The sequence below is a fragment of the Leyella lascolaii genome, from assembly GCF_900079775.1.
GTDB lineage: Bacteria > Bacteroidota > Bacteroidia > Bacteroidales > Bacteroidaceae > Prevotella > Prevotella lascolaii.
The window spans coordinates 75,823-99,715 of the sequence record NZ_LT556042.1 but is presented as its reverse complement, the minus strand read 5'-3'; the positions used below and the strand labels follow the sequence as shown (position 1 = coordinate 99,715).

27 protein-coding genes and 1 tRNA gene are annotated in these 23,893 nt (G+C 49.8%); 20 read left to right on the top strand and 8 right to left on the bottom strand.

Translation table 11 applies throughout. The features are described from left to right. The 14 genes from BN4609_RS09570 (at position 1) to BN4609_RS09505 (ending at position 10,595) form a co-directional block, all read left to right on the top strand. On the top strand, positions 1-429 hold the full coding sequence (locus BN4609_RS09570) for a DUF3408 domain-containing protein (RefSeq protein WP_068856493.1): 429 nt from the start codon (positions 1-3) through the stop codon (positions 427-429). Positions 430-431: 2 nt separating this feature from the next. Next, complete coding sequence (locus tag BN4609_RS09565; protein ID WP_068856492.1) at positions 432-1,058, top strand: hypothetical protein; 627 nt, start codon at positions 432-434, stop codon at positions 1,056-1,058. A 161-nt stretch (positions 1,059-1,219) separates the two neighbouring features. Then, positions 1,220-1,516 (top strand): DUF4134 domain-containing protein, encoded by a 297-nt coding sequence (locus BN4609_RS09560; RefSeq protein WP_068856491.1) that lies wholly within the window; start codon positions 1,220-1,222, stop codon positions 1,514-1,516. A 10-nt stretch (positions 1,517-1,526) separates the two neighbouring features. After that, the gene (locus BN4609_RS09555; RefSeq protein WP_068856490.1) at positions 1,527-1,862 is read left to right on the top strand and encodes a DUF4133 domain-containing protein; all 336 of its coding nucleotides are present in this window, start codon (positions 1,527-1,529) and stop codon (positions 1,860-1,862) included. Further along, a complete protein-coding gene (locus tag BN4609_RS09550) occupies positions 1,859-4,372 on the top strand; it encodes a TraG family conjugative transposon ATPase (RefSeq protein ID WP_068856489.1) in 2,514 nt (837 codons plus the stop codon). Before BN4609_RS09555 ends, BN4609_RS09550 begins: the two co-directional genes overlap by 4 nt. A gap of 11 nt (positions 4,373-4,383) precedes the next feature. Next, entirely contained in the window at positions 4,384-4,734 is a 351-nt protein-coding gene (locus tag BN4609_RS09545) for a DUF3876 domain-containing protein (RefSeq protein ID WP_068856488.1), read from the top strand. Continuing rightward, positions 4,734-5,360 carry a DUF4141 domain-containing protein gene (locus BN4609_RS09540; protein ID WP_068856518.1) on the top strand — a complete coding sequence of 209 codons (627 nt, stop codon included), beginning with the start codon at positions 4,734-4,736 and terminating at the stop codon, positions 5,358-5,360. Before BN4609_RS09545 ends, BN4609_RS09540 begins: the two co-directional genes overlap by 1 nt. Before the next feature lie 18 nt (positions 5,361-5,378). Continuing rightward, positions 5,379-6,371, top strand: a complete 993-nt coding sequence (traJ, locus tag BN4609_RS09535) for a conjugative transposon protein TraJ (protein ID WP_106390565.1) — start codon at positions 5,379-5,381, stop codon at positions 6,369-6,371. A gap of 20 nt (positions 6,372-6,391) precedes the next feature. Then, positions 6,392-7,015 (top strand): conjugative transposon protein TraK, encoded by a 624-nt coding sequence (traK, locus tag BN4609_RS09530; RefSeq protein WP_068856486.1) that lies wholly within the window; start codon positions 6,392-6,394, stop codon positions 7,013-7,015. Positions 7,016-7,019: 4 nt separating this feature from the next. Beyond that, the gene (locus BN4609_RS09525) at positions 7,020-7,307 is read left to right on the top strand and encodes a TraL conjugative transposon family protein (RefSeq protein ID WP_068856485.1); all 288 of its coding nucleotides are present in this window, start codon (positions 7,020-7,022) and stop codon (positions 7,305-7,307) included. Beyond that, entirely contained in the window at positions 7,285-8,580 is a 1,296-nt protein-coding gene (gene traM, locus BN4609_RS09520) for a conjugative transposon protein TraM (protein WP_068856484.1), read from the top strand. Before BN4609_RS09525 ends, traM begins: the two co-directional genes overlap by 23 nt. A 34-nt stretch (positions 8,581-8,614) precedes the next feature. After that, the gene (traN, locus tag BN4609_RS09515; protein WP_068856483.1) at positions 8,615-9,550 is read left to right on the top strand and encodes a conjugative transposon protein TraN; all 936 of its coding nucleotides are present in this window, start codon (positions 8,615-8,617) and stop codon (positions 9,548-9,550) included. 3 nt (positions 9,551-9,553) lie between these two features. Beyond that, a complete protein-coding gene (locus tag BN4609_RS09510; RefSeq protein WP_068856482.1) occupies positions 9,554-10,135 on the top strand; it encodes a conjugal transfer protein TraO in 582 nt (193 codons plus the stop codon). 19 nt (positions 10,136-10,154) lie between these two features. Continuing rightward, positions 10,155-10,595 carry a DUF3872 domain-containing protein gene (locus BN4609_RS09505; protein WP_068856481.1) on the top strand — a complete coding sequence of 147 codons (441 nt, stop codon included), beginning with the start codon at positions 10,155-10,157 and terminating at the stop codon, positions 10,593-10,595. Between the two features lie 261 nt (positions 10,596-10,856). Here BN4609_RS09505 and BN4609_RS09500 read toward each other — a convergent pair whose 3' ends face one another. From BN4609_RS09500 to BN4609_RS09470, 7 genes are all read right to left on the bottom strand, one after another. Further along, a complete protein-coding gene (locus BN4609_RS09500; RefSeq protein ID WP_068856480.1) occupies positions 10,857-11,339 on the bottom strand; it encodes a DUF7258 domain-containing protein in 483 nt (160 codons plus the stop codon). Positions 11,340-11,350: 11 nt separating this feature from the next. Next, the gene (locus BN4609_RS09495; protein WP_068856479.1) at positions 11,351-11,572 is read right to left on the bottom strand and encodes a DUF3873 domain-containing protein; all 222 of its coding nucleotides are present in this window, start codon (positions 11,570-11,572) and stop codon (positions 11,351-11,353) included. 283 nt (positions 11,573-11,855) lie between these two features. Next, positions 11,856-12,389, bottom strand: coding sequence for an antirestriction protein ArdA (locus BN4609_RS09490; RefSeq protein ID WP_068856478.1), 534 nt, complete (start codon positions 12,387-12,389; stop codon positions 11,856-11,858). A gap of 800 nt (positions 12,390-13,189) precedes the next feature. Continuing rightward, positions 13,190-14,425, bottom strand: coding sequence for a site-specific integrase (locus BN4609_RS09485; RefSeq protein ID WP_068856477.1), 1,236 nt, complete (start codon positions 14,423-14,425; stop codon positions 13,190-13,192). Between the two features lie 273 nt (positions 14,426-14,698). Next, positions 14,699-14,783: transfer RNA gene (locus tag BN4609_RS09480), tRNA-Ser, on the bottom strand. 646 nt (positions 14,784-15,429) lie between these two features. After that, positions 15,430-15,834: a hypothetical protein gene (locus BN4609_RS09475; protein ID WP_068856476.1), complete on the bottom strand. Its 405-nt coding sequence runs from the start codon at positions 15,832-15,834 to the stop codon at positions 15,430-15,432. Between the two features lie 3 nt (positions 15,835-15,837). Next, positions 15,838-17,289, bottom strand: a complete 1,452-nt coding sequence (locus BN4609_RS09470) for an aminoacyl-histidine dipeptidase (RefSeq protein ID WP_068856475.1) — start codon at positions 17,287-17,289, stop codon at positions 15,838-15,840. A 202-nt stretch (positions 17,290-17,491) separates the two neighbouring features. On the opposite strand from BN4609_RS09470, the gene BN4609_RS09465 reads away from it, so the two are divergent. From BN4609_RS09465 to BN4609_RS09435, 6 genes are all read left to right on the top strand, one after another. After that, complete coding sequence (locus BN4609_RS09465; RefSeq protein ID WP_068856474.1) at positions 17,492-17,686, top strand: hypothetical protein; 195 nt, start codon at positions 17,492-17,494, stop codon at positions 17,684-17,686. Positions 17,687-17,732: 46 nt separating this feature from the next. After that, positions 17,733-18,356, top strand: a complete 624-nt coding sequence (locus tag BN4609_RS09460) for an OmpH/Skp family outer membrane protein (protein WP_068856473.1) — start codon at positions 17,733-17,735, stop codon at positions 18,354-18,356. Positions 18,357-19,181: 825 nt separating this feature from the next. Then, positions 19,182-19,724 (top strand): hypothetical protein, encoded by a 543-nt coding sequence (locus tag BN4609_RS09450; RefSeq protein ID WP_068856471.1) that lies wholly within the window; start codon positions 19,182-19,184, stop codon positions 19,722-19,724. Positions 19,725-20,180: 456 nt separating this feature from the next. Next, positions 20,181-20,828: an endonuclease III gene (gene nth, locus BN4609_RS09445; RefSeq protein ID WP_068856517.1), complete on the top strand. Its 648-nt coding sequence runs from the start codon at positions 20,181-20,183 to the stop codon at positions 20,826-20,828. A gap of 91 nt (positions 20,829-20,919) precedes the next feature. Continuing rightward, on the top strand, positions 20,920-21,618 hold the full coding sequence (locus BN4609_RS09440; RefSeq protein ID WP_068856470.1) for a DUF2461 domain-containing protein: 699 nt from the start codon (positions 20,920-20,922) through the stop codon (positions 21,616-21,618). Further along, positions 21,615-23,165, top strand: a complete 1,551-nt coding sequence (locus tag BN4609_RS09435; protein ID WP_068856469.1) for a ComEC/Rec2 family competence protein — start codon at positions 21,615-21,617, stop codon at positions 23,163-23,165. Before BN4609_RS09440 ends, BN4609_RS09435 begins: the two co-directional genes overlap by 4 nt. On the opposite strand, the gene BN4609_RS09430 is transcribed toward BN4609_RS09435, so the two are convergent. Then, positions 23,150-23,890, bottom strand: coding sequence for an ABC transporter ATP-binding protein (locus BN4609_RS09430; protein WP_068856468.1), 741 nt, complete (start codon positions 23,888-23,890; stop codon positions 23,150-23,152). The two genes, BN4609_RS09435 and BN4609_RS09430, sit on opposite strands and share 16 nt — an antisense overlap. Positions 23,891-23,893 lie beyond the last annotated feature (3 nt).

Genomic DNA, 23,893 nt, shown 5'->3' with positions numbered 1-23,893 from the left:
ATGGCAAAGCAAAACGGCACTCTGCCGAAAATAGACGAGGATTTCATGCGGGAACTTATCTCGCAGGGTGTCCCCGCCAAGCAGGACAAGCAGCCGGAGAACATACCGAACCCCGGCGGCGAAACGGGCATCACCCAAGAGGGACAACAAACGGAAACGGTACGGATGGAGAAACCGACACCTCGCAGGCGCAAGGGTTGCACGGGCGACTACCGGGAAACCTACTTCCAGAAAGTGGAACTGGCAGACCGACAACCCTTGTACGTGAGCCGAGCCACCCACGAGAAACTGATGCGTATCGTGACGGTGATAGGCGGGCGCAAGGTGACGGTAAGCAGCTACGTGGAAAATATTCTGCTGCGGCACTTCGAACAGTACCAAGACGAGATAAACGCCTTGTACGAAAGCCACTTCCAAAAGCCTGTCTGACTATGGTAACCTATTGCATACTTACCGGGCTTCTGGTGTATTATATCGCCCTGTGGCTGTGGTATCGCCATGCGGACAACAGGCGTTCCGAAAAGGGAACAAATGATAAAACCGTTCCCGAAAGTCAGGCGGACGGCTACACGCTGATAGGCGAGAGCCGCTACAAGGGTGGACTAATCGGGACAGTGCAGGACAAATCGGGACATCTCCCGCAAGCGGCTGAAAATGATACTATTTTTGCGGCGCAAGCTGCCGGACAGCCGGACGAAACGCCCGACTACGGGGATGACGAACCCGATTACGAGGACGAAGAAATATCCGGGTACATGGACGGGTACGATGATACGGGCAGGGCTGCGGGCGTGAGCTTTGAGGAACTGGGCGAAACGGTACGCACGGCGAACGCCGACAACTCCACCGAAGCGGAACAGCGGCAAGCCGCCGTGACGCTGGCTCGGATTGAGGGGACGAACCTCTACGATGCGGTAGTGGAGAACATCAACGGCGGGCTGGCAAAGGTGGCGGAACTGCTGGGACGCAACGAAGCGGAACTGGCTGCGGTTGCTCCCGCCGGAACTGGCAATACCAGCGGGGAATACGAAGCGTTCGACATGAACGAGTATCTGTAACATAACAAGTAACGATATGAAGCAACGTGATTACGGTTGATTGGCAATACTGACACCAACAGACGGCATCCGTGCCGCAACCACTAAAATTTCAAATTATTCATCCGCCGTGCGGCAGCGGACTATCCACCCGCTGTCCCGGCATTAAAATCCAATTCGCAATGAAAAAGAAAATCTTTTTGTCGGCGGCTCTCCTTGCCGCTGTGGTAAGTGCCTACGCACAAGGTAACGGACAGGCGGGCATTACCGAAGCCACCAACATGATAACCGGGTATTTCGACCCCGGAACAAAGCTGGTGTACGCAATCGGGGCGGTCTGCGGCTTGATTGGCGGTGTAAAAGTGTATAACAAGTTCTCAAGCGGTGACCCCGATACCAGCAAGACCGCCGCAAGCTGGTTCGGGGCGTGCATCTTCCTGATTGTCGCCGCCACTATCCTGCGTTCGTTCTTCCTCTAAAACGGCGGCTATGTCTGAATATCCGGTAAACAGGGGTATCGGGAAGCCGGTGGAGTTCAAGGGGCTGAAAAGCCAGTACCTTTTCATCTTTGCGGGCGGCTTGCTCGCCGTGTTCGTGGTGTTCATCGTCTTGTTCATGACAGGCGTGAACCAGTGGCTATGTATCGGTTTCATCGTGTCGGCTTCGCTGCTGCTCGTATGGCAGACTTTCCGGCTCAATGCCAAGTACGGCACGCACGGACTGATGAAAGCTGCCGCCCGCAAAAGACATCCCCGCTTCATCATCAGCCGAAAGGCGATACCCAGATTATTCACCTATAAAAAAAGGAAGGAAGAAAGACCATGAGGAATATGTTAAAGGCTACCACGCTGGAAAGGAAATTTCCCCTTTTGGCGGTGGAGAACGGCTGCATCATTTCAAAGGATGCCGACATAACGGTGGCTTTCCGGGTGGAACTGCCCGAACTGTTCACCGTCACCAGTGCCGAATATGAAGCCATACATTCGGCATGGTACAAGGCAATCAAGGTACTGCCCGACTATTCCATAGTACACAAGCAGGACTTCTTCATCACGGAGAACTACCAGCCCGACACCGGAAAGGACGAACTCAGTTTCCTGTCCCGGAGTTTTGAGCGGCACTTCAATGAACGCCCGTTCCTGAACCATTACTGTTACCTGTTCCTGACAAAGACGACAAGGGAGAGAAGCCGCCGACAGAGCGACTTCTCCACCCTCTGCCGGGGCAGGATTGTTCCGCAGGAGATAGCGGACAGGGAAACGGCTATGAAATTCATCGAAGCGGTCGGACAGTTCGAGCGTATCATGAACGACAGCGGGTTTATCACGCTTACCCGGCTGGCAGTACCGGAAATCACCGGGCAGGACGGAAAGGCTGGCATCATCGAGAAATACTTCTCGCTTTCACAGACAGATACCACCTGCCTGAAAGACATCGGGCTTTACCCGGAAGAAATGCGTGTCGGGGACGACATACTGTGCCTGCACACGCTTTCGGACGTGGAAGATTTGCCGGAAAAGGTCGGTACGGACACACGGTTTGAAAAGCTGTCCACCGACCGGAGCGACTGCCGCCTGTCATTCGCCGCCCCGGTGGGCGTGCTGCTGTCGTGCAACCACGTCTATAACCAATACATCTTCATAGACGACCATGCCGAAAACCTGAAAACGTTCGAGCAGACCGCCCGGAACATGCAGTCGCTTTCCCGCTACTCCCGTGCCAACCAGATAAACAAGGAATGGATAGACGAGTACCTGAACGAAGCGCACAGCAAGGGGCTTGTTTCCGTGCGCTGCCACTGCAACGTCATGGCTTGGAGCGATGACCGGGAGGAACTCAAACGCATACGCAACGATGTGGGAAGCCAGCTTGCCCTGATGGAATGCAAGCCACGCCACAACACGGTCGATACGCCCACGCTCTTTTGGGCGGGCATACCGGGCAACGAGGGGGACTTCCCGGCGGAAGAAAGTTTCTACACGTTCTTGGGGCAGGCTCTCTGCCTGTTCGTGGAAGAAACGAACTACAAGAGTTCGCTTTCGCCCTTCGGCATCAAAATGGTGGACAGGGTGAGCGGGCGACCGCTGCACATCGACATATCAGACCTGCCCATGAAGAAAGGCATCACGACCAACCGCAACAAGTTCATACTTGGGCCGAGCGGCAGCGGGAAGTCTTTCTTCACCAACCACATGGTACGCCAGTATTACGAGCAGGGGGCGCACGTGCTGCTGGTAGATACGGGCAACAGCTATTTGGGGCTGTGCCAGCTTATCCACAACCGCACGCACGGCGAGGACGGGATTTATTTCACCTACACCAACGAGAACCCGATAGCGTTCAACCCGTTCTATGTCGAGGACGGGGTATTTGACATAGAGAAGAAAGAGAGTATCAAGACCCTTATACTCACCCTGTGGAAGCGGGACGATGAAGCCCCGAAGCGGTCGGAAGAAGTGGCGTTGTCCAATGCAGTAAGTGCCTATATCGAACGTATCACGGGCGACAGGTCGGTAACACCCTGCTTCAACACGTTCTACGAGTTTGTCCGGGACGAATACCGCCGACAGCTTGAACGGAAGAATGTCAGGGAAAAGGACTTTGACATTGACGGCTTCCTGAACGTGCTTGAACCCTATTACAAGGGCGGCGAGTATGACTACCTGCTCAACTCCGACAAGGAACTGGACTTGCTGCACAAACGCTTTATTGTCTTCGAGCTGGACAATATCAAAGACCACAAGATACTGTTCCCGATAACGACCATCATCATCATGGAAGCCTTTATAAACAAGATGCGCAAATTGAAGGGAATAAGAAAATTAATCCTGATTGAAGAAGCGTGGAAAGCGATAGCGTCGGCGAACATGGCGGACTACATAAAATATTTGTACAAAACCGTCCGAAAGTATTTCGGGGAAGCGATTGTGGTAACGCAGGAAGTGGAGGATATTATTTCCTCGCCTATCGTGAAAGAGAGCATCATCAACAATTCGGACTGCAAGATTCTGTTAGACCAAAGGAAATATCTCAACAAGTTCGACAGCATACAGAACCTCTTGGGACTGACCGACAAGGAACGTTCGCAAATATTGTCCATCAACATGGCGAACCATCCCGGACGGAAGTACAAGGAAGTGTTCTTCTCGCTGGGCGGCACGCAGTCGGCGGTGTACGCAACGGAAGTTTCGCTGGAGGAATATTACACGTACACGACCGAAGAAAGCGAGAAAACGGAACTGTTCGCCCTTGCCGACAAGCTGGGCGGCAACCTTGAACTGGCTGTCAAACGGCTTGCGGAGAGCAAAAGAAATCCCGGATTATCAACCACCTAAAAATAAACGATATGAAATTAATGGACAATCTGATTTACACGCTGCTGTCCGCCTGCCTGCTGGCTGACTGTAAGGACAGTGAAAGCAAGGAACTGGAAAGGATGCAGGGCGACTGGGTACACGTCAGGGGACACCCGGCTTTCACACTCACGGAAACGGACGGCAGATACACCGTCATCCGTAAAGCGAATGTCAGGGGCAGGGTACTGGAAACTACTTATCCGGTGACAGAACGGAACGGCTGCCTGTTCATTGAAACAGGCTTCGGCATACAGTTCACCTACGACAAAAGGAACGACCGGATAACGCTCCTGCCCGGCGGCGAATACAGGCGTGTTACAAATCCTAAAAACAAAAAATGATGAAAAGAACGATTCTTCTTATGGCGGTATGCCTGTGCTTCATGGGCAGGGCATCCGCCCAGTGGGTGGTGTCAGACCCCGGCAACTTGGCTCAGGGCATCATCAACACCGCCAAACAGATTGTGGAAACGGCGGGAACGAAAGCCAACACCCTGAACGGCTTTCTGGAAACGCAGAAGATTTTCCAGCAGGGGAAAGCCTATTACGATGCGCTCAAATCCGTGCATGATGTCGTCAAGGGCGGTATCAAGGTGAAGAAAAGCATCGAACTGGTGGCGGAAATCTCCGAAATCTACGTCAGGAACTACCAAATCATGCTCGCCGACCCGTATTTCACGGCGGACGAGCTGGCGACCATATCCTCCGGCTATGCCATGCTGCTGGACGAGAGTTCGGACGTGCTTCAGGACTTGAAAAATGTCGTGAACATCACGGGCATGTCTCTGACGGATGCCGAACGGCTGGCAATCATCGACAATGCCTACCGAAGCCTGATGAACTACCGCAATCTCGTGAACTACTACACCCGCAAGAACATTTCCGTGTCCTACCTGCGGGCAAAGAAAAAGAACGACACCGACCGGGTGCTGGCTCTCTACGGCTCGGCGGATGAACGCTACTGGTAACATCAAACGGACATGCCTATGTTGTTAGCAGTGGATTTTGACAACCTGCACCAAGTGCTGCGGGTGCTGTATGACGAAATGATGCCCCTGTGCGGCAACATGACGGGGGTAGCCAAAGGGATAGCCGGGCTGGGTGCGCTGTTCTATGTAGCCGCCAAGGTATGGCAGTCGCTCGCACGGGCGGAAGCCATAGACGTGTACCCGCTTCTACGCCCATTTGCGCTGGGGCTGTGCATCATGTTCTTCCCCACGTTCGTGCTGGGGACTATCAACACGGTGCTGTCGCCGATAGTGAAAGGATGCAGCCAGCTTATGGAAACGCAGACCTTCGACATGAACGAGTACCGGGCACAGAAAGACAGGCTGGAGTACGAAGCCCTGATGCGAAGCCCGGAAACGGCATACCTCGCTTCGGACGAGGAATTTGACAGGCAACTGGAGGAACTGGGCTGGTCGCCCTCCGACATGGTTACCATGACGGGCATGTACATGGACAGGGCGGCATACAACATCAAGAAATCCGTCCGGGACTGGTTCAGGGAACTGCTGGAAATACTCTTTCAGGCAGCGGGGCTGATTATCGACACGCTGCGCACGTTCTTCCTGATAGTGCTCTCGATACTGGGTCCGCTGGCGTTCGCCCTTTCCGTCTATGACGGTTTCCAAAGCACGCTGACCCAGTGGATTTCACGCTATATCTCGATTTACCTGTGGCTTCCCGTGTCGGACTTGTTCAGCAGCGTGCTGGCACGCATACAGACACTGATGCTCCAGAAGGACATCGAGCAGCTTTCCGACCCGAACTTCATACCGGACGGGAGCAGTACCGTGTATGTAATCTTTATGATTATCGGCATCGTGGGCTACTTCACCGTTCCGACAGTGGCAGGCTGGATTGTGTCAGCCGGGGGTACAACTGCATACAACCGCAACCTGACACGTGCGGGCGCACTCACGGGTGCGGCGGCAGGTGCGGCAACCGGAAAGATTGCAGGAAAACTTCTCAAATAACCAACTTCAATTTTTAGAATATGGAATTCAAGTCATTGACGAACATCGAAACGAGCTTCCGGCAAATCCGGCTCTTTGCGCTGGTATTCATCTGCCTGTGCGCACTGGTCACGGGCTTTGCCGTGTGGAACTCGTACAGCTTCGCCGAAAAGCAGCGGCAGAAGATATACGTCCTCGACAACGGCAAGAGCCTGATGCTGGCTCTCTCGCAGGACATGGCGCAGAACAGACCGATTGAAGCGAAATCGCACGTGAAGCGTTTCCACGAACTCTTTTTCACGCTCTCGCCCGACAAGGACGCCATCGAGGGAAACATCAAACGCTCCCTGTTCCTCGCCGACAGGAGTGCGTTCAACTACTACAAGGACTTGTCGGAAAAGGGCTACTACAACCGTATCATTTCGGGCAACATCAACCAGACGGTGGAGATTGACAGCGTGAAATGTGACTTCAACCAGTACCCCTACAAGGTGAGAACCTATGCCCGGCAGCTTATTGTCCGGGAAAGCAGCCTGACGGTCAGAAGCCTTGTCACCACGTGCAGGCTCCTGAACGCCACACGGAGCGACAACAACCCGCACGGCTTCATCATGGAAGCGTTCACGATTGACGAGAACAGGGATTTGCAAACCATTAAACGATAGCCTTATGGAGAGGAAGCGAAATTACATTGAAACGGTGCGGGACTGGGCGGATGAACGCCTGCGCCGCCTGTGCGGGCGTATCACGCCGGGCAAGCGGCTGGCGGTCATCCTCGTGATGTCCGCCCTGTTCGGCGGCTTGTCCCTCTATATCACCGTTTCGTCCATTTACAACATCGGGAAACGGGACGGGCAAAGGCTGCAAATCGAACACATCCGGCAGCTCCCGCTACATGGTAACGACAGTATCAATTTAACAAACAGACCTGAATATGGAAGAAGTACAGAAAAATGAACCGGGCAGACAGCCCGAAAAGGAGAAGAAGCCCAAACGGGAACTTTCCCCGAAAGAGGTGCAGCGGCGCAGGAAAATGATAGTCTTCCCGCTGATGTTCCTCGCCTTTGCAGGGTGCATGTACCTGATATTCGCCCCCTCCGGCAAGGAGAAAGCGGAAACGGAAAGCGTAGGCGGTTTCAATGCCGACATCCCGCTGCCCGCAGAGGACGGGATTATAGCGGACAAGCAGACCGCCTACGAGCAAGCGATGATGAGCCGGAAACGGCAGGACAGGATACAATCCCTTCAGGACTTCGGTTTCATAGGGGCCGATGAAACGGAAGAACCGCAGGCGGAAGCCGGACTGATGCCGGAAGAAGATCCGAAGCCCGTGCGGGGCGGCGGCGCTTCTTCCTCGGCGACCGCCTACCGGGACATCAACCGCCAACTAAGCACATTCTATGAAACACCACCGGAGGACAGGGAAAAAGAGGACTTGAAACGGCAGGTGGCGGAACTGACCGAAAAGCTGGAACGTCAGCGGGAAGCCACGCCCACCGCTGACGAACAGATGGCTCTATTGGAAAAGTCATACGAGCTTGCCGCCAAATATGCAGGCGGCGACAGGCAGGCGGCACAAGTGCCAGTCGTGGGCGACATCGAAAAGAAGTCGGAAACGGTGTCCGTGCAGGCAGTACGGGAAAACGCCGTTTCAGGGCTGCAACAGCCCATGAGCGATGCCGATTTTATCCGTGCTTACAGCCACCCACGCAACTACGGTTTCAACACGGCGGTAGGAACGGGCTACGCAATGGGCAGGAACACGATAGCCGCCTGCATCCATCAAGACCAGACGCTGACGGACGGGCAGGCGGTAAAACTCCGTCTGCTTGAACCCATGCAGGCGGGCAGCATCGTCATCCCGAAGAATACCCTTGTGGCGGGCACGGCAAAGGTACAGGGCGAACGTCTCGACATACTGGTGTCCTCGATAGAGTATGCGGGAAACATCATCCCGGTGGAACTCGCAGTGTTCGACACGGACGGGCAAAAGGGGCTTTCCGTCCCGTCCTCGATGGAGCAGGAAGCCTTCAACGAGGCGATGGCGAATATCGGCAGCGGGCTGGGTACAAGCATTTCCTTTACGCAGAACGCCGGGCAACAGGTGGCGATGGACGTTACAAGGGGGCTGATGCAGGGTGCGTCCGGCTACCTTGCCAAGAAGTTCCGAACCGTGAAAGTGAAGCTGAAAGCCGGGTACAAGGTGATGCTTTACGCCAAACAGCAATAATCATTTGACAAACCACTAAAATTTCCAATTAACGATGAAACAGATTTTTGTAATGTGCGCCCTCCTGCTGGGCGTGTGTGCGGCAAACGCACAGGAAACCGACACGGTGAAGTATGCGGCAGGCAACGACTTGTACCGGGGTATCACCCGAAAGCTGCCTTACCGACAAATGGTAACGCCCTACGGCGTGGAAGTGACTTTCGCCAAAACGGTGCATATCATTTTCCCCTCCGCCGTCCGCTATGTAGATTTGGGGAGCAACCACATCATAGCGGGCAAGGCTGACGGTGCGGAAAACGTAATCAGGGTGAAAGCCACGACAGAGGGCTTTCCGGGAGAAACGAACTTCTCCGTCATCTGCGAGGACGGCAGCTTCTATTCATTCAACGCCAAGTATGCCCGTGAACCGGAAATGCTCAACATCGAAATGAAGGACTTCTTGGAAAATGAAGATACGTCCGACTTTTCGCATACCCGCATGAACATCTATTTCCGGGAACTGGGAAATGAAAGCCCGCTGCTGGTAAAACTGATAATGCAGAGCATCTACAAGAACAATGACCGTAAAGTGCGACACTTGGGCAGCAAGCGTTTCGGCATACAGTTCTTAATCAAGGGGATTTACACCTATAACGGGATGCTTTACGTGCATACGCAGACGAAGAACAGTTCCAACGTGCCTTTCGATACGGACTTCATCAAGTTTAAGATTGTCGATAAGAAAGTGCCCAAACGCACGGCTATTCAGGAAACGGTACTGGATGCGGTACGCAGCTACAACGAGGTGATAGAGATTGCCGGGAAAAGTACCGTCCGGACGGTGTACGCCCTGCCGAAGTTCACCATCCCGGACGACAAGCTGCTGCTGGTGGAGCTTTACGAGAAGAACGGCGGTCGGCATCAGACCATACGGGTGGAGAATGCCGACATCGTGAACGCCGAAGTGATAAACGAACTGAAAATAAAGTAGGGAATGAAGAAACACATCTTTATAATGACACTCTTTGCGCTGTGCCTGAATTTGAACCAGGCACACGCGCAAAGATACCTGCCGGGCATGAAAGCCTTGCAGGTAACGGCGGGCATGGCAGACGGGGTACATTGGAACTCCGACACGGATTTTGCCTGCCATTTCGGGGCGGCATACAGTGTTTATACCAAGAACGCCAACCGCTGGGTGATTGGCGGGGAATACCTGCATAAGAAGTATGACTACAAGGATATGCGCATTCCGGTAGAACAGTTCACGGCGGAGGGCGGCTATTACCTGAAATTCCTTTCGGACAGGCGAAAGACCTTTTTCCTCTCGCTGGGGCTGTCGGCTCTCGCCGGGTATGAAACCAGCAACCGGGGCGACAAGCTGCTGCCGGACGGGGCTACGCTGCTGGACAAGGACTGTTTCATCTACGGCGGTGCGCTCACGCTGGAACTGGAAACCTACCTGACCGACCGGGTGGTGCTGCTCGTCAATGCGAGGGAACGTATGCTGTTCGGCTCGGACATCGGCAAGTTCCACACGCAGGTAGGCATGGGACTGAAATTCATTATCAACTGACCGCTATATAATAATGTAGATGAAGAATGTAATGTATAAAATCATCGTGGGCTGCTACATCGTGGCCGCCCTCGTGCTTGTAACCGCCTGTAATGACAGCTTGGACATTCAGCAGGCTTACCCGTTCACGGTGGAAACGCTGCCCGTGCCCAAGAAACTGAAAGTGGGCGAAACAGCCGAAATACGCTGCCAACTGGTGCGTGGCGGCGACTACCAGCCTACGACCTACCAGATACGCTATTTCCAGCCTGACGGCAAAGGAAAGCTGGAAATGGATAACGGTACGGTGTTCCTGCCCAATGACCTGTACCCGCTGGAGAAAGAAACGTTCCGGCTCTACTACACATCGGCATCGACCGACCAGCAGACGATTGACATCTATATCATCGACAGCTTCGGGCAGATGCAGCAGGTTTCGTTCTCGTTCAACAATGACAGCAGCGAAGAAGAAACGGAATGACCCTGTGGATATTTATCGGAATAAGCGTTTACCATGTATTGTTTATAACTTGGTTCAGGCATGAATGATAAACGCCCCGACAGACAAGGAGCTATGGGGAAAAGAAATGGATTGATACACAATGTGTATGTTATGAAAATCTACCCGCCGAAAATATCGGCGGGTGTTTTTTTATTAGGGAACACGGTCGGGTTTCTTTGGCTACTTTATTTTCCGGCACTCATGAAAGAAAGTAGCGGCGGCATTTCTGCCGCCTTTGTATCAACTGATTTTAAGGCTCTGTATGGGTATATTTTTCTCTAACCACACCTTTACCTGTTCAAAGTTGTATTCTCCCGTTATGACCGCCGTATGGTCGTTTATGGCTACAAACCTGACACTTTCATAGCTGTTTATCCAACCTTGCAAAGAAGAAACACCCCAAGTGGAAACATCTTCAAAAACGCTGCGGTCTATCTGGCTGATAGGCTCACCGAAAACTACTGTCATCGTCTGAAAGTCCGGTTCGTCTGCCAACAGTCGCAAATGGTGCAGCGTGCCGAACTCGTCCGTCTTGCGTCCCCATGCCCAATCTTCCGTGTACAAATCATCGCCCCACTGCTGCGGCTTATCGAAATGCACTTTCACGTTTACAGAATACTTGTTTTCCTCGATGTCCTCAATAACGCCCGTTACCATCATGCCCGTAAAAATACACTCGCAACGTCTGCCGATTAGGTTCTTGTTTACTTCTGTCGTTTTCATACCCTTAAAATTTATCTGTTATTACCCTGTTCTTTCTTTTCTATCCATTTATCCCGCCTGTGGCGGCACTCTGCCAGCGTTTTAGCCACTGTGGAAAACAGTTCCCCGTCCGTGTGGCGGTAGTCGTACTGGTAAAATATCCGTCCCTTGAATGCGACCGGACGGTATTTTACAAACTTTTCCTCTCCCGGTGCTTGGGTGATGCTCACCCCGTTTCTGTTCAATGATTGCATGATATTCTGTTTTTTATTCGTTATATACTCAATAGGGAAAGCAACAGCAGGAAAAGCAGAGCCACGCACAACGCATAAAACGCCGACAGGCAGACCCGGAGCAGGAAACAGGCGGCACGAAATACAAGATATGCCGTTACCGCCGTGATTGCTCCGGCTGTGCAGGCGAGCCGCCACACAAGGCAGAACAATAACACCCGCAGGATGATTTTATAAATGCTTTTCCGTTTCATCGTTTCTCTGTTTATGCGGGCAGGGCTTTTAACCCCGCCCGAATGGTCGTTTAAGCCGCCCGGAATACAAACCCGTCATCAAACCAGTAGTCGCACATGAACAAATCACGGGCAAACTGTTTGTAGTCGAAATAGTTTTTTGCGAACTCCGGCAGGTCGTAACATTCTTCCACGATTTGGTAGGCGAAATCTTCTTCATCGTCATATTGTCCCTGATATTCGTCCTGAAAGTCCCGTACAAGGTCGTCCGCATCTTCCTCGCTCAAATCATGGCTTTTGTAGTTGCACCACACGAAAAAGGCTTCCTGTTCGGTGTCGCCCAACTTTTCCACCGCATCCCGCAAGGTGAAGAAGTTCTCGGAAATCCAGCTTTCGCCGATTAGGTTTTCCGGTACGTTCTCCCAGTCCTGAAACATATACTCCGCATCTTCCTCGTCCTTGTGAAGCTCCCGGCAGGCTTCGTAAAAATCTTCCTTGTCCGAATAGTCCGACAGGTCAAGCCATGCCCCGAACAATGAACCGTTGTTGTACTTGCCATAAGTGCCTACATAAACTCTTGCTTCCGATAATGTTGCCGCTTCCATATCCTGTAATTTTTAAGTTTTTAATTTTATGCGGATTTGAGAGGTAGGGAGTTGAAGTTTCACTGAACTTTTTTCCTGTTTCCCGTAAATCCGACTTTTTTTTTTATGCGTCTTCCGGTCGGGTCGGTCGTTTTCGTTTCACATAGGCTTAAAAGGGCAGTGTTTAGAGTTTGCAGGGTTTTGTGGAAAAAATACCTCGCAACGAATGTCGCAGGGAAGATTTTTTCGCCAAACCTGAAAAGGCTTGACCTTGCAAACCCGTGAAGAACACGTAACTACCTTTGCCTATTGAAATGATAAAAACGACCTTCCGGCTGGAGGACTGCTTAATGAGGAAGATTTACAGGTTGGGAAACAGGTGAAAAGTTCTTGTTCCCCATTCAGTCCATTAGGGAATTGCCTATGCGGGCGGAAAAAACAAGTGTGTCGGGAGTTCACCTTCCGATACTCTTGTGCGGGTTTCCAAAGGCTCTTTTCACGAAAGACAGTCTGCGATGCCATGCACCGCTGGCGTTTCGGGGAATGTGGCTTTGGAAAAGGATATAAAAAATACGGGTAGTCCACAGACTGCCCGCATGATGGATGATAGCCATTGGCGAAATAGGCGTATGACGAATGTTGTCAGGAGTTATCACAAATTGTGATAGCTCCCGATCATCACTCGTCTTTGCCCAACTCAAACATGGAATAACCGGGAAAGCATCTGCAAGCCCATAATTGTATATTTTAAGGATTAAGTAATGTTGGAATAATGCAGCAAGAACAGGTCGCAGTTTACGACCTGTTCCCTATAATCAAAATCACATGGCGACTTCCTTATAAATCTTTTCGATACCGACAAATTTCTTGTCAAGCCCCTGCATATCGCTGCTAATCTTGTTGTTAGTGATGCGGGCGTAAATTTGTGTTGTTTCAATGTTAGTATGTCCCAGCATCTTGCTGACGGTTTCAATGGGCACACCCTTTGCCAGCGTGGTGGTCGTGGCGAACGTGTGCCGGGCAAGATGGAATGTGAGGTTCTTTTTAATCCCGCACACATCGGCAATCTCTTTCAGGTAGGCATTCAGCTTTTGGTTGCTGATTATAGGTAATATCTTTCCGTCCGGCAGCTTGCCTTTGTATTTCTTCAATATCATTTTGGGAATATCCAACAGGGGAACATTCACGTCCGTGTTGGTCTTTTGCCGCTTCGTCATTATCCACAGATTACCGTCAAATGACTTTCGGATATTCTCTTGCCGCAGGTTGGCAACATCACTGTAAGCCAGACCGCAGAAACAGGAAAAGATGAACAAGTCCCTGACGTGTTCCAAACGCTCGGAAGCCATTTTCTTTTTGAGGATGATTTTTATCTCGTCTTCCGTCAAATAGCCCCTGTCCACTTTTTCCAGCCGGATTTTATAGCTGGCGAACGGGTCTTTGTCCAGTATGCCATTGTTTCGGGCTATGATGATGATGCGCTTGAAAAACTGCATGAACTTGGCGGTGGTGTTGTAACCGCACTTGCAGGCTGTACGCAAATATAACTCGAAATCGGTAATGAACATCGGGGTTATTTCCCGGATGGAAATATCAGAAAGGTTATATTTACTCTGTATAAACTCCGCAAGGTGACGGCGTGTAACCTCATACTTGCGGTAGGTCGCTATCGTCTTGGATATGCCAACAAGCTGTTTCACGTCCTCATTGTGCTTTTGGAACAAGGTAAGGATGGTTTCGTGGTTCTCGCTGTGTCCCAAAAACTCGTTTTTAACTTTCTCGGCAGTAACGTAATTATCACGCCGCTGCATTTCGTGGTAGATGGTGTTCAGCGATGCGTTTATATCGCTTAACATACGGTTGATACGTCCGGCTTCCGCTGTGCGTCCGATAGCCTTGCCAGCCTTACCGTCCCACATTTCAGGCAACACGTCCAATTTAGTATTAAAACGGCTTGCCACACCGTCCACTGTGATACGGGCGAAAAGGGGGTACGCACCGCCCGCTTTCTGCTTGTCTTTCTTTGCGTAAAAGCAAATGTTGAATGTCGATTTCATATACTCACTTTTTAGTTACAAAAATACTGTAAATGCTTAAAAATGAGTTTTATGCAGGCTCGCCAAACACCGACAGAAGTTCGCCAATTTCCGACTATCTGTACCCCCTTTTTGATTTTGTTTGTCGGGGGTACGAGTTAGGTTAGAAACCTTGTCTTTTAGGGGCGAAAAAATGTACTTTAAGGCAGACACAAGGGGATAAAAAAAGTCCCACAAATCATTGAATTTGTGGGACTTGTCTGTTCGTTGTCCGGTTTTGTCCGTAACGTTCAGCGGAGAGAGAGGGATTCGAACCCCCGGTACCTCTCGGTACGACGGTTTTCAAGACCGTTGTAATCGACCACTCTACCATCTCTCCTTTGAGATAAATCTGTAATGTCGTACAAATCTTAAAGCGAGTGCAAAGGTAATGATTTTTTTTGAAACTGCAACTATTTTAGTTGTTTTTTATTTACCTAATGGAAAATTTAGGTGAAGTTGAGTGGTGATGATGGGCTGACATTGATTAATTCAGTCAATTACAGATATGTTTTAAGACATGCCATATCAGATTTCATGTCTCACACATCATAAAACCGCTTGTCAAGAGGTGATGCATTATTATATATTGTGTAATAAAGGCATAGCTTTTTGTGCTGAACATAGAGCGATACTCCGACAAGGCTGTGTCAAAATAAAATGCATACCGAGTTTAAAATATCCTCTTTGAATATACTGCTTTATTTGACACCGAATGATATTCCATGCCAATCTTATGTACTGGATGGCGATGCGGAAGATTTCGAGCCATTGGTAAAGTTGCGGTCTGAATTGTCGTCCAAATCATAACGCACTGCTGACGGGGTTCTTACCTATGTACACATCGCAATGAAGTGACATCCTGCTGTTTTAGCTTCAGCCATGATGTCTTGTAATCTTGTCGCCACCTGTATAAAAGAAATAAGAGAAGCGTATTGTGATGATGCGCTTCTCTTATTTATCATGGTTATGACGTGTATTTGCAGTTATTCTTTATTTTCGGTGTTCATTGTAACCACGTCATCATTCTTTATGCAGATGACGTTATCCGCTTTTTTATCAAGATAAAAGGTATGTCTCATCCTTTTGCCGTTGGATGCCGTGTAGCTCACGCTTATGAAATGCAGTTTCTGCCCCTTTGTTCTTTCAGCGTATTTTAAGCCGCTTCTGAACAGTCCGGAGCGTTCCGCGTCATTACGCATGATGCCTATTACACTGTCGCTGACGTGTGATGTGGAGTCAACTTCGGAAAACGTCACCTGCGAGATGTTGTTTTCTTTCAGGTTTTTGTTCAGGAAATCACTTACGAGCTTTTCTTCTTTATTTCCGCTGCCGCAACCCGTCATCAGGATTGCGGCGCAGAACAAAGAAAGCGTTTTCGCCAGTCTCATACTTTATTTCACGTTTTTAAGTATGTCAAGCAGATGATTCCATACCATTTCCACAGTCGGAATGAGCAGACTTTCGTCAGGTGTGTGCACACCGCGTAGTGTCGGACCGAACGAAACCATATCAAGGTTAGGATAACGTTCTGAGAACAGTCCGCATTCAAGTCCTGCGTGTATGCCTTTAACGATTGGCTCTTTGCCGAACAGCCTCTTGTACGATTCTACAGCGGTCTTTGTCAGTTTGCTGTCCGCCTTCATCTTCCATGCAGGATATCCGTCACCCTGAACGACTTCGGCTCCTGCCAGTTCGAACACGGCTTTTATCGTATTGCACTGGTTTTCGAGGTTGCTCATCACGTTCGAACGCTGTGATGCAACGATCTCCATGCTGTTGTCTGCTGTCGTGACGCTTGCCACATTGCTTGATGTCTCCACCATCCAAGCCAGAGCCTCGTCCTGACACATTGCAAATATGCCGTTGTCAATGCCCTGCAGAGCCCGTATTATTCTGGTGCCTGTCTCTTTTGGAATCACTGTGCAGCGTTCTGTGCTTTCCATCATGAACACCATATTTGTGTCGGTGACGTGGAATTCTTCCTCAATCTCGCTTGTGAAGATGTTCCAGTCTGCGCGTACGGTCTCCTTCGCACTGTCAGGTACGGCAAAGACAATGCTTCCGTCGCGAGGTATCGCATTGTGCATTTTACCTGAATTGAACTGTGCCAGCCTCAGGTCTGTCTTTTCCTGTTCTATGTAAAGGAATCTTGTGAGAATCTTTATAGCGTTTGCGCGTTTTTTCTCAATATCGTCTCCAGAGTGTCCTCCAAGCAGTCCTTTTATGGATGCCTTAATGAAGAAATGTCCTTCAGGGGCGTTCTCCCTTTCAAATCTGAATGTTGCGTGTGTTGTTCTTCCTCCTGCACACGAAACGAAAATCTGTCCTTCGTCCTCAGAGTCAAGGTTGATGAGCATGTCTCCTGTCATGAAATCAGCTTTCATGCCTAACGCTCCGGTCAGTCCTGTCTCCTCGTCGCGAGTGAACACACATTCTATCGGACCGTGCTCCACGTCGTCGCTGTCGAGCAATGCAAGCTCAATGGCGCATCCGATACCGTCGTCTGCTCCCATTGTCGTTCCTTTTGCTCTGAGCCACTCGCCGTCCACATAGGTCTGTATGGCATCCTTATGAAAATCGAAGTCCACGTCCACGAGCTTGTCGCACACCATATCCATGTGGCTCTGCAGTATCACTGTAGGGCGGTCTTCATAGCCTTTCGTGGCAGGTTTGCGTATGATGACATTCCCGGTTTCGTCCACTTTGGTTTCCAGATTGCGTTTTGCGCCGAATTCTTTAAGATATTCTATCATTTTCTCCTCGTGCTTTGACGGGCGTGGTATACTGTTGATTTTGGCAAAGTGCTCAAAAACAAGTGACGGTTTCAATTCTTTCATTTCCATATTCTTTAATGTTTTTATATTGTGGTTTATTAATGATGCCGCCGTGACAGGTGTGGTATGCTTTACATATTTGTATGCCGTCCTGACGAGCCACGCAGGCATCAGAAGATACAAGATAAGCGGAACAAGGGCTAAAAATAAATAAATAATTTTGTTCTGTCCGTGTTTTACATTATCTTTGTAGGCACAAAATTAAATAAAAATGATAAAAACATTGCTCCTTTGCATGTTAATTATTGCTATTGCCGTGGCATTATTGTGTGTAAAAATAATAATGAAGAAGAATGGTAGATTCTCTTCCCAGCATATACATGACAATCCGGCTTTGCGCAAGAACGGTATACACTGTGTTATGGATCAGGACCGTGAGGCGCAGGTAAAGGGCAAGGCATATTGACGAGATGACAGAACTGAAATAATAATTAAAAACAATAACGGATAAAATGAATAAGAAAAACTTTTTCGGTACGCTTGCTGTCGCTGCCGTCGCTGTTTTTGCAGCCACCTCATGTGACAAGTCGCAATCGCAGGTGGATGACAAGTCGGAAAGCGGCAAGGTCGCCCCGACAGAGACAAAGATTGCATTTGTCGAGGTAGACAGTATCATGACACAGTACAAATTCTGTAAGGAATATTCTCTCATTCTGCAGAAGAAAGGACAGAACATACAGAATACTCTCGGACAGAAACAGCAACAGCTTGAGACTGCTGCTGCCAATTTCCAGCAAAAGTTGCAGCAGAACGCTTACACACGCGAGCAGGCAGAAAGAATAGGTGCGCAGCTGCAGAAGCAGAACACCGACCTGCAGGCTCTCAACCAGCGGTTGAGTAATGAGTTCCAGACGGAGACCGAAAAGTATAACAATGCCTTGCGCGACAGCATACAGCATTTCCTCGCTGTGTACAATAAAGACAAGAAATACAGCCTTATTCTCAGCAAGGCTGGCGACAACATTCTTTATGCCGACAAAGCTCACGACATAACAAACGAGGTCATCGCCGGACTTAACAAGGCATATAAGTCTTCTCCTGCAAAGGAAAAGGATGCCGACGCGAAAAAGAAATAAATAGTCGGGTTTAAGATAGCGTATGTGACGACATGGTGCGACTCACATGCTGTTTATACGTGAAATGTTTTCGTGACGATACAGATGTGACGTTATGACCGTGTGTCTTTCCGGATGCCAGTCGTATATACACCCGACAAAGTCATAAACTCTCCGCTGATATTATCCGGTCTGGGATGTCCGGTGTGTCAGCGGAGTGTTTTTTTGTACACTTTTACTGTAGTTGTATATTGGAACATTGGAAATTTATGACCGCAAAATTTCTGATGTTCCTTTATTAATGCTCTTGACGGGAATGCCTAAACGGTAATTTATTCAACCAAATGTGAATAGTACTGTTTTATAATACCCATTGATTGATTTTCCAATAAAATATTAAAAAAAAGCATATCCATACTTGTTTAATTTGGGAATATTCTTTTAACTTTGCTTTGTCACCCCTAAGCCTGAATTGATTATTCCAAGGCAGACTTATCTCTGACACGATTTTCGTAAACACACTCTTACCGGTAATTAATAGGTATATGACAGGTTTAACAAACAAAATTGTGCGGAAATGAATATACGGATATTTTTGCCGGCACCAGTTCGTCTGTTTTCATGTTCGGAAATGGATGAGTATGATGCAGATGGTGTAATAAGCTCAAATGGGAATGGTTCTTTGAGCCAAAACGTGCAGTCAAGCATGAAGTGGTCAGAAATTTATGCCGATTTGTTCTATAAAGGACTTGACAGACCACATATGATGGTGTCCGGTTATCACGGGAGACAAGGAAGTCGGTCTCTTTAAAACAATTTCTCAAATATATATAAATCTAAGTCATTATGAAAACATTCAAAATGCTTTTTAGTGTTCTCATCGCTTCCACTGTGCTTTGCTCATGTTCCAACGACGAAGAGTACAGCCCGATGGTCGCCTCGTCTGTTCTTAACTCGCTTTATGTCTCTGTCTCGGACAAACAAGGTGAGCCGATGAATAGTGCGGAGTTGCTTTCCGATGGCGGCTTTTCCGTTATTGAAAAGAAGTCAAAGAAAAGGGCAAAAGTGGAAGTCCGTGATTATGAAGGAACGGAAATGCTTGCCTTTGACGTTGGTTTGCCCGACATGAAATATATGGTGTTCAATAAGGACATGACAGAGGCGCAGGGAACAGTAGAGTTGGTGATGAATATCAAAGGTATGAAAATGCCTATGATTGTGAACTTTATTTTTACATCCTCGAAGGATGCCGCCATGTTCGGAGGAAACGGCATTAGGATCAAGTCCATAGAGTATTCAAATAAGACAATACGTCCTACTGAAAAAATGGGTGTCAATTCCATCAGGATAAGATATGACGGTAAGAATACCGCCATAGAGCCTTGGTGATAATTGAATGAAGTGATATATTTGATATGGCGGTGTGTAAAGGCTAAATGTTTGCACACCGCTATTTAATTTACCGATACTGTGTTTTGTGCGGATATAACTGTCTGTTTTAACAGAACCTTAAAGGCGTCATTCGCATAATACGTGAGTCCTTTTTTCTTTTCCCTAACTCACGGCAGAATGTTACTTTTAGTTCATTCATAATTTCTTTTAAGATGCTTGATTTGGTAATGTAACTCGGTCTTTATTAGTAGGTCTTACTCCCATTGTCTGTATTCTATCATAAATTTATAATCTATGTGGTACTCCAGTTTATAACAAATCTTCTTCTTTCTGTATCCCATCTCATTTTTTATACATATCTTTGTATAAGATAAAGCTGCACTTGGGAAATAGAAAGCAAGCCTTATTTCCTCGTTTGCGTTATCTCAGAAAAAGTATTTAATGATTGAAAATATGACTAAAAAAGAAAGATACAGATACGTACTCGATTATTTCCGTGCCAGAACACCGGAGGTCACTACCGAACTCGAGTTCGGCAGCGTGTTCCAGTTGCTTATGGCTGTTATACTCAGTGCGCAGTGTACTGACAAGCGTGTGAACCAGATAACACCTGCCCTGTTCGAACGCTATCCCGACGCCGCAAGCATGGCGGAGGCGGATGCCGACGAGATTTTCGAATATATAAGGAGCGTTTCTTATCCCAACGCCAAGGCTAAACATCTTGTAGAGATGGCGCGCATGCTTGTGAACTGTCATGGCGGAGAGGTGCCCGATGATTTCGACCAGCTGCTTAAGCTTCCGGGAGTGGGGCGCAAGACTGCCAATGTGATGCAGGCTGTGGCGTTCGGACGTTCGGCTATGGCTGTCGACACGCATGTCTTCCGTGTGAGCCACAGGCTCGGGCTTGTGCCGCGCACTGCCAACACGCCGTACAAGGTGGAGCAGGAGCTTCTCAGGAATGTGCCTGCGGACGACGTACCGCGCGCCCATCACTGGCTGCTTCTTCACGGACGCTATGTGTGCACGAGCCGTTCGCCCCACTGCTCAGAGTGCGGACTGTCGGATGTATGTCCAAAGTGCATGGAAGGGTCACGGCTGTGAGCGGACGCGGTGTCGCTTGTGCTTACTGTCAGCTCAATACCGCAGTCTGACGGAAATACGAATACAAATTTAAAACGACAGACAGACAACAATGGATGCAAAGAGAATACTTCAGTTTCTGAAAGACATTTCGGCAAATAACAACCGCCAGTGGTTTGCCGAACACAAGGACGAATACACGGCGGTGAGGACAGATTTTGAGAACGGTGTGGCTCAAGCCATCACGCGGATAGCCGCTTTCGACCCGAGCATCGCCCACATAACGGTGAAGGACGCCACCTACCGCTTCTATCGTGACACACGTTTCTCTGCCGACAAGTCGCCTTACAAACGCCATCTCGGCGCCTATATAGCGGCTCATGGCAAGAAGGCTCTGCACGGCGGATATTACATTCATCTGGAACCGGGACACTGCCTCGTGTCGTGCGGCAACTACTGGCTGCCCACCAACATCCTCACTTCGTGCCGCAATGAGATTATGGGTAATATCGGGGAATGGCTTAAATGCGTGGAGAACGACGCCTTCCTTAAAATGTTCGGACGTCCAGGATGCGGCGACTGGGACTCTGCCAGCGGATTCGGACTGGAGCATCTGAAGACCTGTCCTTCCGGCTTTCCGCGCGACTACGAGCATATAGAATATCTGCGCATGAAAGACTTCTGCTGCTGGAAAGCCGTGCCTGACACTTTCTTCGAGGGCGACCGGTGGCTTGGAGAAATGGAGAAGATATTGAAGGTTGGCAAGCCTATGATGGACTTCATCAACAATGTGATTGATGATTACGAATGAAGCCGAACGGTAGGATACAGCAGTTCCCGCTGTTGCGTGTGGCTCTGATGCTCGTTGCAGGCATAGTCGCGGGCGATGCGCTGTATGGAGCGGTGGGGCAGTCTGTATGGATGCTGTCTGCCGTGGCGTTGCTTCTGTTGTCATTCACGCTCTGGCACCGGCCCATAACGCAGAGCTGTGTCATCATGGCAGTCATTGTTCTTGCCGGTGCATGGCGTGTCACGGCGCGGCTCGGCGATGTCTGCATGACGCTGCCAGACAAGCCTGTGTGCTATGAGGCTGTCGTGGCGTCCAGACCGGTGGCGCACGGTAAGGTTGTGAGATGCGACCTTCTTGTCTCCAACGGTGCGCTTGTCCGCCGGAAGATAAGGGCAAGCATACTATGCAACGAGCGTGACGGGCGTGCCCGAAGACTCTCTGTCGGCGATGGCATGCGTATAGTGTCCGAGCTGCGTGAGCCTGAGAATTATCATGCGGACTCGAATTTCGACTACCGCAGATGGATGTCGGTCCACGGATTCGTGGCGACAACGTTTCTCCTTCCGTCCTCATGGCAGAGCCTTCCTGTGAGTCTTGACAGTCTGTCGCGTACGGACAGGATCTCGCTGAGAGCCATGCGCATGCGCGAGTCGCTTCTCAGCCGCATACACTCATTGCGCGGCATGTCTGCCGAAGAGCGTGCTGTAGTAGCCGCAATGACTCTCGGCGACAAGTCAGGACTTACCGGTGAACTGAAAGAAACCTACTCCGTGACCGGTGCGTCTCACGTCCTTGCCCTCTCCGGACTGCATCTCGGCATAATATACTTCATTCTCACACTCCTCTTTTCCCGCCGCCGGGTTAACGCTATGGGGCAGGCTGCTGTTGTGGTGACCATCTGGGGCTATGTCTTCATGGTAGGTCTGCCGGCGAGCGCGGTGCGTGCCGCAACAATGTTCAGCCTGTGTTCGCTCGTCTCCATGCTCAACCGCGACCGGATGTCGCTCAACACCATTTCCTTCGCAGCCGTAGTCATGCTTGCGGCAAATCCTCTTTATCTGTGGGATGTGGGCTTTCAGATGTCTTTCATGGCGGTCATCGGCATATTGGTTTTCTACAATCCTTTCTACCGTTGTCTTTCCGGTCGGCGTGTGTGGGGCGTCCGCATGTTCCGCAGGCTGTGGGCATTGACGTCGGTGTCAGTGGCGGCTCAGTTGGGTGTCGCGCCTCTCATAGCCTATTATTTCGGGCGTTTCTCGTGCTATTTCATTCTTACCAACATTATTGCCGTCCCGCTCACGACTCTCATTATCTACTTCACTTTCATTCTGTTTGCCCTTACTCCTCTGCCTGTTTTGCAGGGGTGGGCAGGCGAGGTGCTTCTCAGGCTTGTGTCGTGGCTAAACGGCGGATTGGAGCTTGTTGCCTCTCTGCCCGGCGCCTCGATAGACGGCATACGCATGAGTGTGCCGCGTGTGGCGTTGGTGTATGTCATCATAGCCTGCACCTATTGTCTTGGCATATATGCGGTGCGCCTTCATCGTTCCGCCTCCTATATGCGGAAATAGTCCTCCAGTTCCTTTTCGGCGCTTCCGTCGCTGTTTGACAGGTCTTTTATTATCACTCCGTGCTCCAGCAGCACCACCCGTGTAGACAGGTCTACCGTGTGCTGGAGGTTGTGGCTTGATATTAATATTGTTGCACCGCTTTCTTGATTGTAGTCTCTGATAATCTTTTTCAGCATCATCTGACTGCTCGGGTCGAGGAAGTTGAACGGTTCGTCGAGCACGAGCAGCTGCGGGCGGTTGAGCATCGCCGCTATTATTCCAATCTTCTGTTTGTTGCCTGCCGAGAAGTCGCGTATGAATTTCTTCTGTCCGAGAATCTCGTTGCCCATGAACGCCTCAAAGCTGTCCATGCGTTCCTGTGTCTGCTCTTTCGTCATGTCGCATACACGGCCTATGAAACCGAAATACTCCTCCGGTGTAAGGAAATCTATGAGGAAACTCTCGTCTATGTATGCTCCCGTGTATCTCTTCCATTCCTCGCTTTCGGAAGGGTCAATCTTCAGAGTGGCGTCCGTGCTGCTCTCTGTTGGAGTGTCGAACGTCATGCAGACGCTTCCTTCGTTTGCTTCTGTGAGGTCGAGCATAAGGCGGAAGAGCGTGGTCTTTCCTGCACCGTTGTTGCCAAGCAGACCTATTATCTGCCCTTTCGGCACGTTGAAGTCGGAGATGTCGACGGCAGTCTTGTCGCCGTATTTCTTTTTCAGGTTGCTTATGTTTATTTCCATTTT

Bases quoted from the DNA above. Each gene is read 5' to 3' on its own strand.
- BN4609_RS09460 (WP_068856473.1), top strand. From the start codon at position 17,733: ATGAATAAGAAAAACTTTTTCGGTACGCTTGCTGTCGCTGCCGTCGCT.
- BN4609_RS09510 (WP_068856482.1), top strand. From the start codon at position 9,554: ATGAAGAAACACATCTTTATAATGACACTCTTTGCGCTGTGCCTGAAT.
- BN4609_RS09490 (WP_068856478.1), bottom strand. From the start codon at position 12,389: ATGGAAGCGGCAACATTATCGGAAGCAAGAGTTTATGTAGGCACTTAT.
- BN4609_RS09430 (WP_068856468.1), bottom strand. From the start codon at position 23,890: ATGGAAATAAACATAAGCAACCTGAAAAAGAAATACGGCGACAAGACT.
- nth (WP_068856517.1), top strand. From the start codon at position 20,181: ATGACTAAAAAAGAAAGATACAGATACGTACTCGATTATTTCCGTGCC.
- BN4609_RS09475 (WP_068856476.1), bottom strand. From the start codon at position 15,834: ATGAGACTGGCGAAAACGCTTTCTTTGTTCTGCGCCGCAATCCTGATG.
- BN4609_RS09500 (WP_068856480.1), bottom strand. From the start codon at position 11,339: ATGAAAACGACAGAAGTAAACAAGAACCTAATCGGCAGACGTTGCGAG.
- BN4609_RS09495 (WP_068856479.1), bottom strand. From the start codon at position 11,572: ATGCAATCATTGAACAGAAACGGGGTGAGCATCACCCAAGCACCGGGA.
- BN4609_RS09565 (WP_068856492.1), top strand. From the start codon at position 432: ATGGTAACCTATTGCATACTTACCGGGCTTCTGGTGTATTATATCGCC.
- BN4609_RS09465 (WP_068856474.1), top strand. From the start codon at position 17,492: ATGATAAAAACATTGCTCCTTTGCATGTTAATTATTGCTATTGCCGTG.
- BN4609_RS09560 (WP_068856491.1), top strand. From the start codon at position 1,220: ATGAAAAAGAAAATCTTTTTGTCGGCGGCTCTCCTTGCCGCTGTGGTA.
- BN4609_RS09470 (WP_068856475.1), bottom strand. From the start codon at position 17,289: ATGGAAATGAAAGAATTGAAACCGTCACTTGTTTTTGAGCACTTTGCC.
- traK (WP_068856486.1), top strand. From the start codon at position 6,392: ATGGAATTCAAGTCATTGACGAACATCGAAACGAGCTTCCGGCAAATC.
- BN4609_RS09435 (WP_068856469.1), top strand. From the start codon at position 21,615: ATGAAGCCGAACGGTAGGATACAGCAGTTCCCGCTGTTGCGTGTGGCT.
- BN4609_RS09485 (WP_068856477.1), bottom strand. From the start codon at position 14,425: ATGAAATCGACATTCAACATTTGCTTTTACGCAAAGAAAGACAAGCAG.
- BN4609_RS09555 (WP_068856490.1), top strand. From the start codon at position 1,527: ATGTCTGAATATCCGGTAAACAGGGGTATCGGGAAGCCGGTGGAGTTC.
- BN4609_RS09570 (WP_068856493.1), top strand. From the start codon at position 1: ATGGCAAAGCAAAACGGCACTCTGCCGAAAATAGACGAGGATTTCATG.
- traN (WP_068856483.1), top strand. From the start codon at position 8,615: ATGAAACAGATTTTTGTAATGTGCGCCCTCCTGCTGGGCGTGTGTGCG.
- BN4609_RS09550 (WP_068856489.1), top strand. From the start codon at position 1,859: ATGAGGAATATGTTAAAGGCTACCACGCTGGAAAGGAAATTTCCCCTT.
- traM (WP_068856484.1), top strand. From the start codon at position 7,285: ATGGAAGAAGTACAGAAAAATGAACCGGGCAGACAGCCCGAAAAGGAG.
- BN4609_RS09540 (WP_068856518.1), top strand. From the start codon at position 4,734: ATGAAAAGAACGATTCTTCTTATGGCGGTATGCCTGTGCTTCATGGGC.
- traJ (WP_106390565.1), top strand. From the start codon at position 5,379: ATGTTGTTAGCAGTGGATTTTGACAACCTGCACCAAGTGCTGCGGGTG.
- BN4609_RS09440 (WP_068856470.1), top strand. From the start codon at position 20,920: ATGGATGCAAAGAGAATACTTCAGTTTCTGAAAGACATTTCGGCAAAT.
- BN4609_RS09450 (WP_068856471.1), top strand. From the start codon at position 19,182: ATGAAAACATTCAAAATGCTTTTTAGTGTTCTCATCGCTTCCACTGTG.
- BN4609_RS09505 (WP_068856481.1), top strand. From the start codon at position 10,155: ATGAAGAATGTAATGTATAAAATCATCGTGGGCTGCTACATCGTGGCC.
- BN4609_RS09545 (WP_068856488.1), top strand. From the start codon at position 4,384: ATGAAATTAATGGACAATCTGATTTACACGCTGCTGTCCGCCTGCCTG.
- BN4609_RS09525 (WP_068856485.1), top strand. From the start codon at position 7,020: ATGGAGAGGAAGCGAAATTACATTGAAACGGTGCGGGACTGGGCGGAT.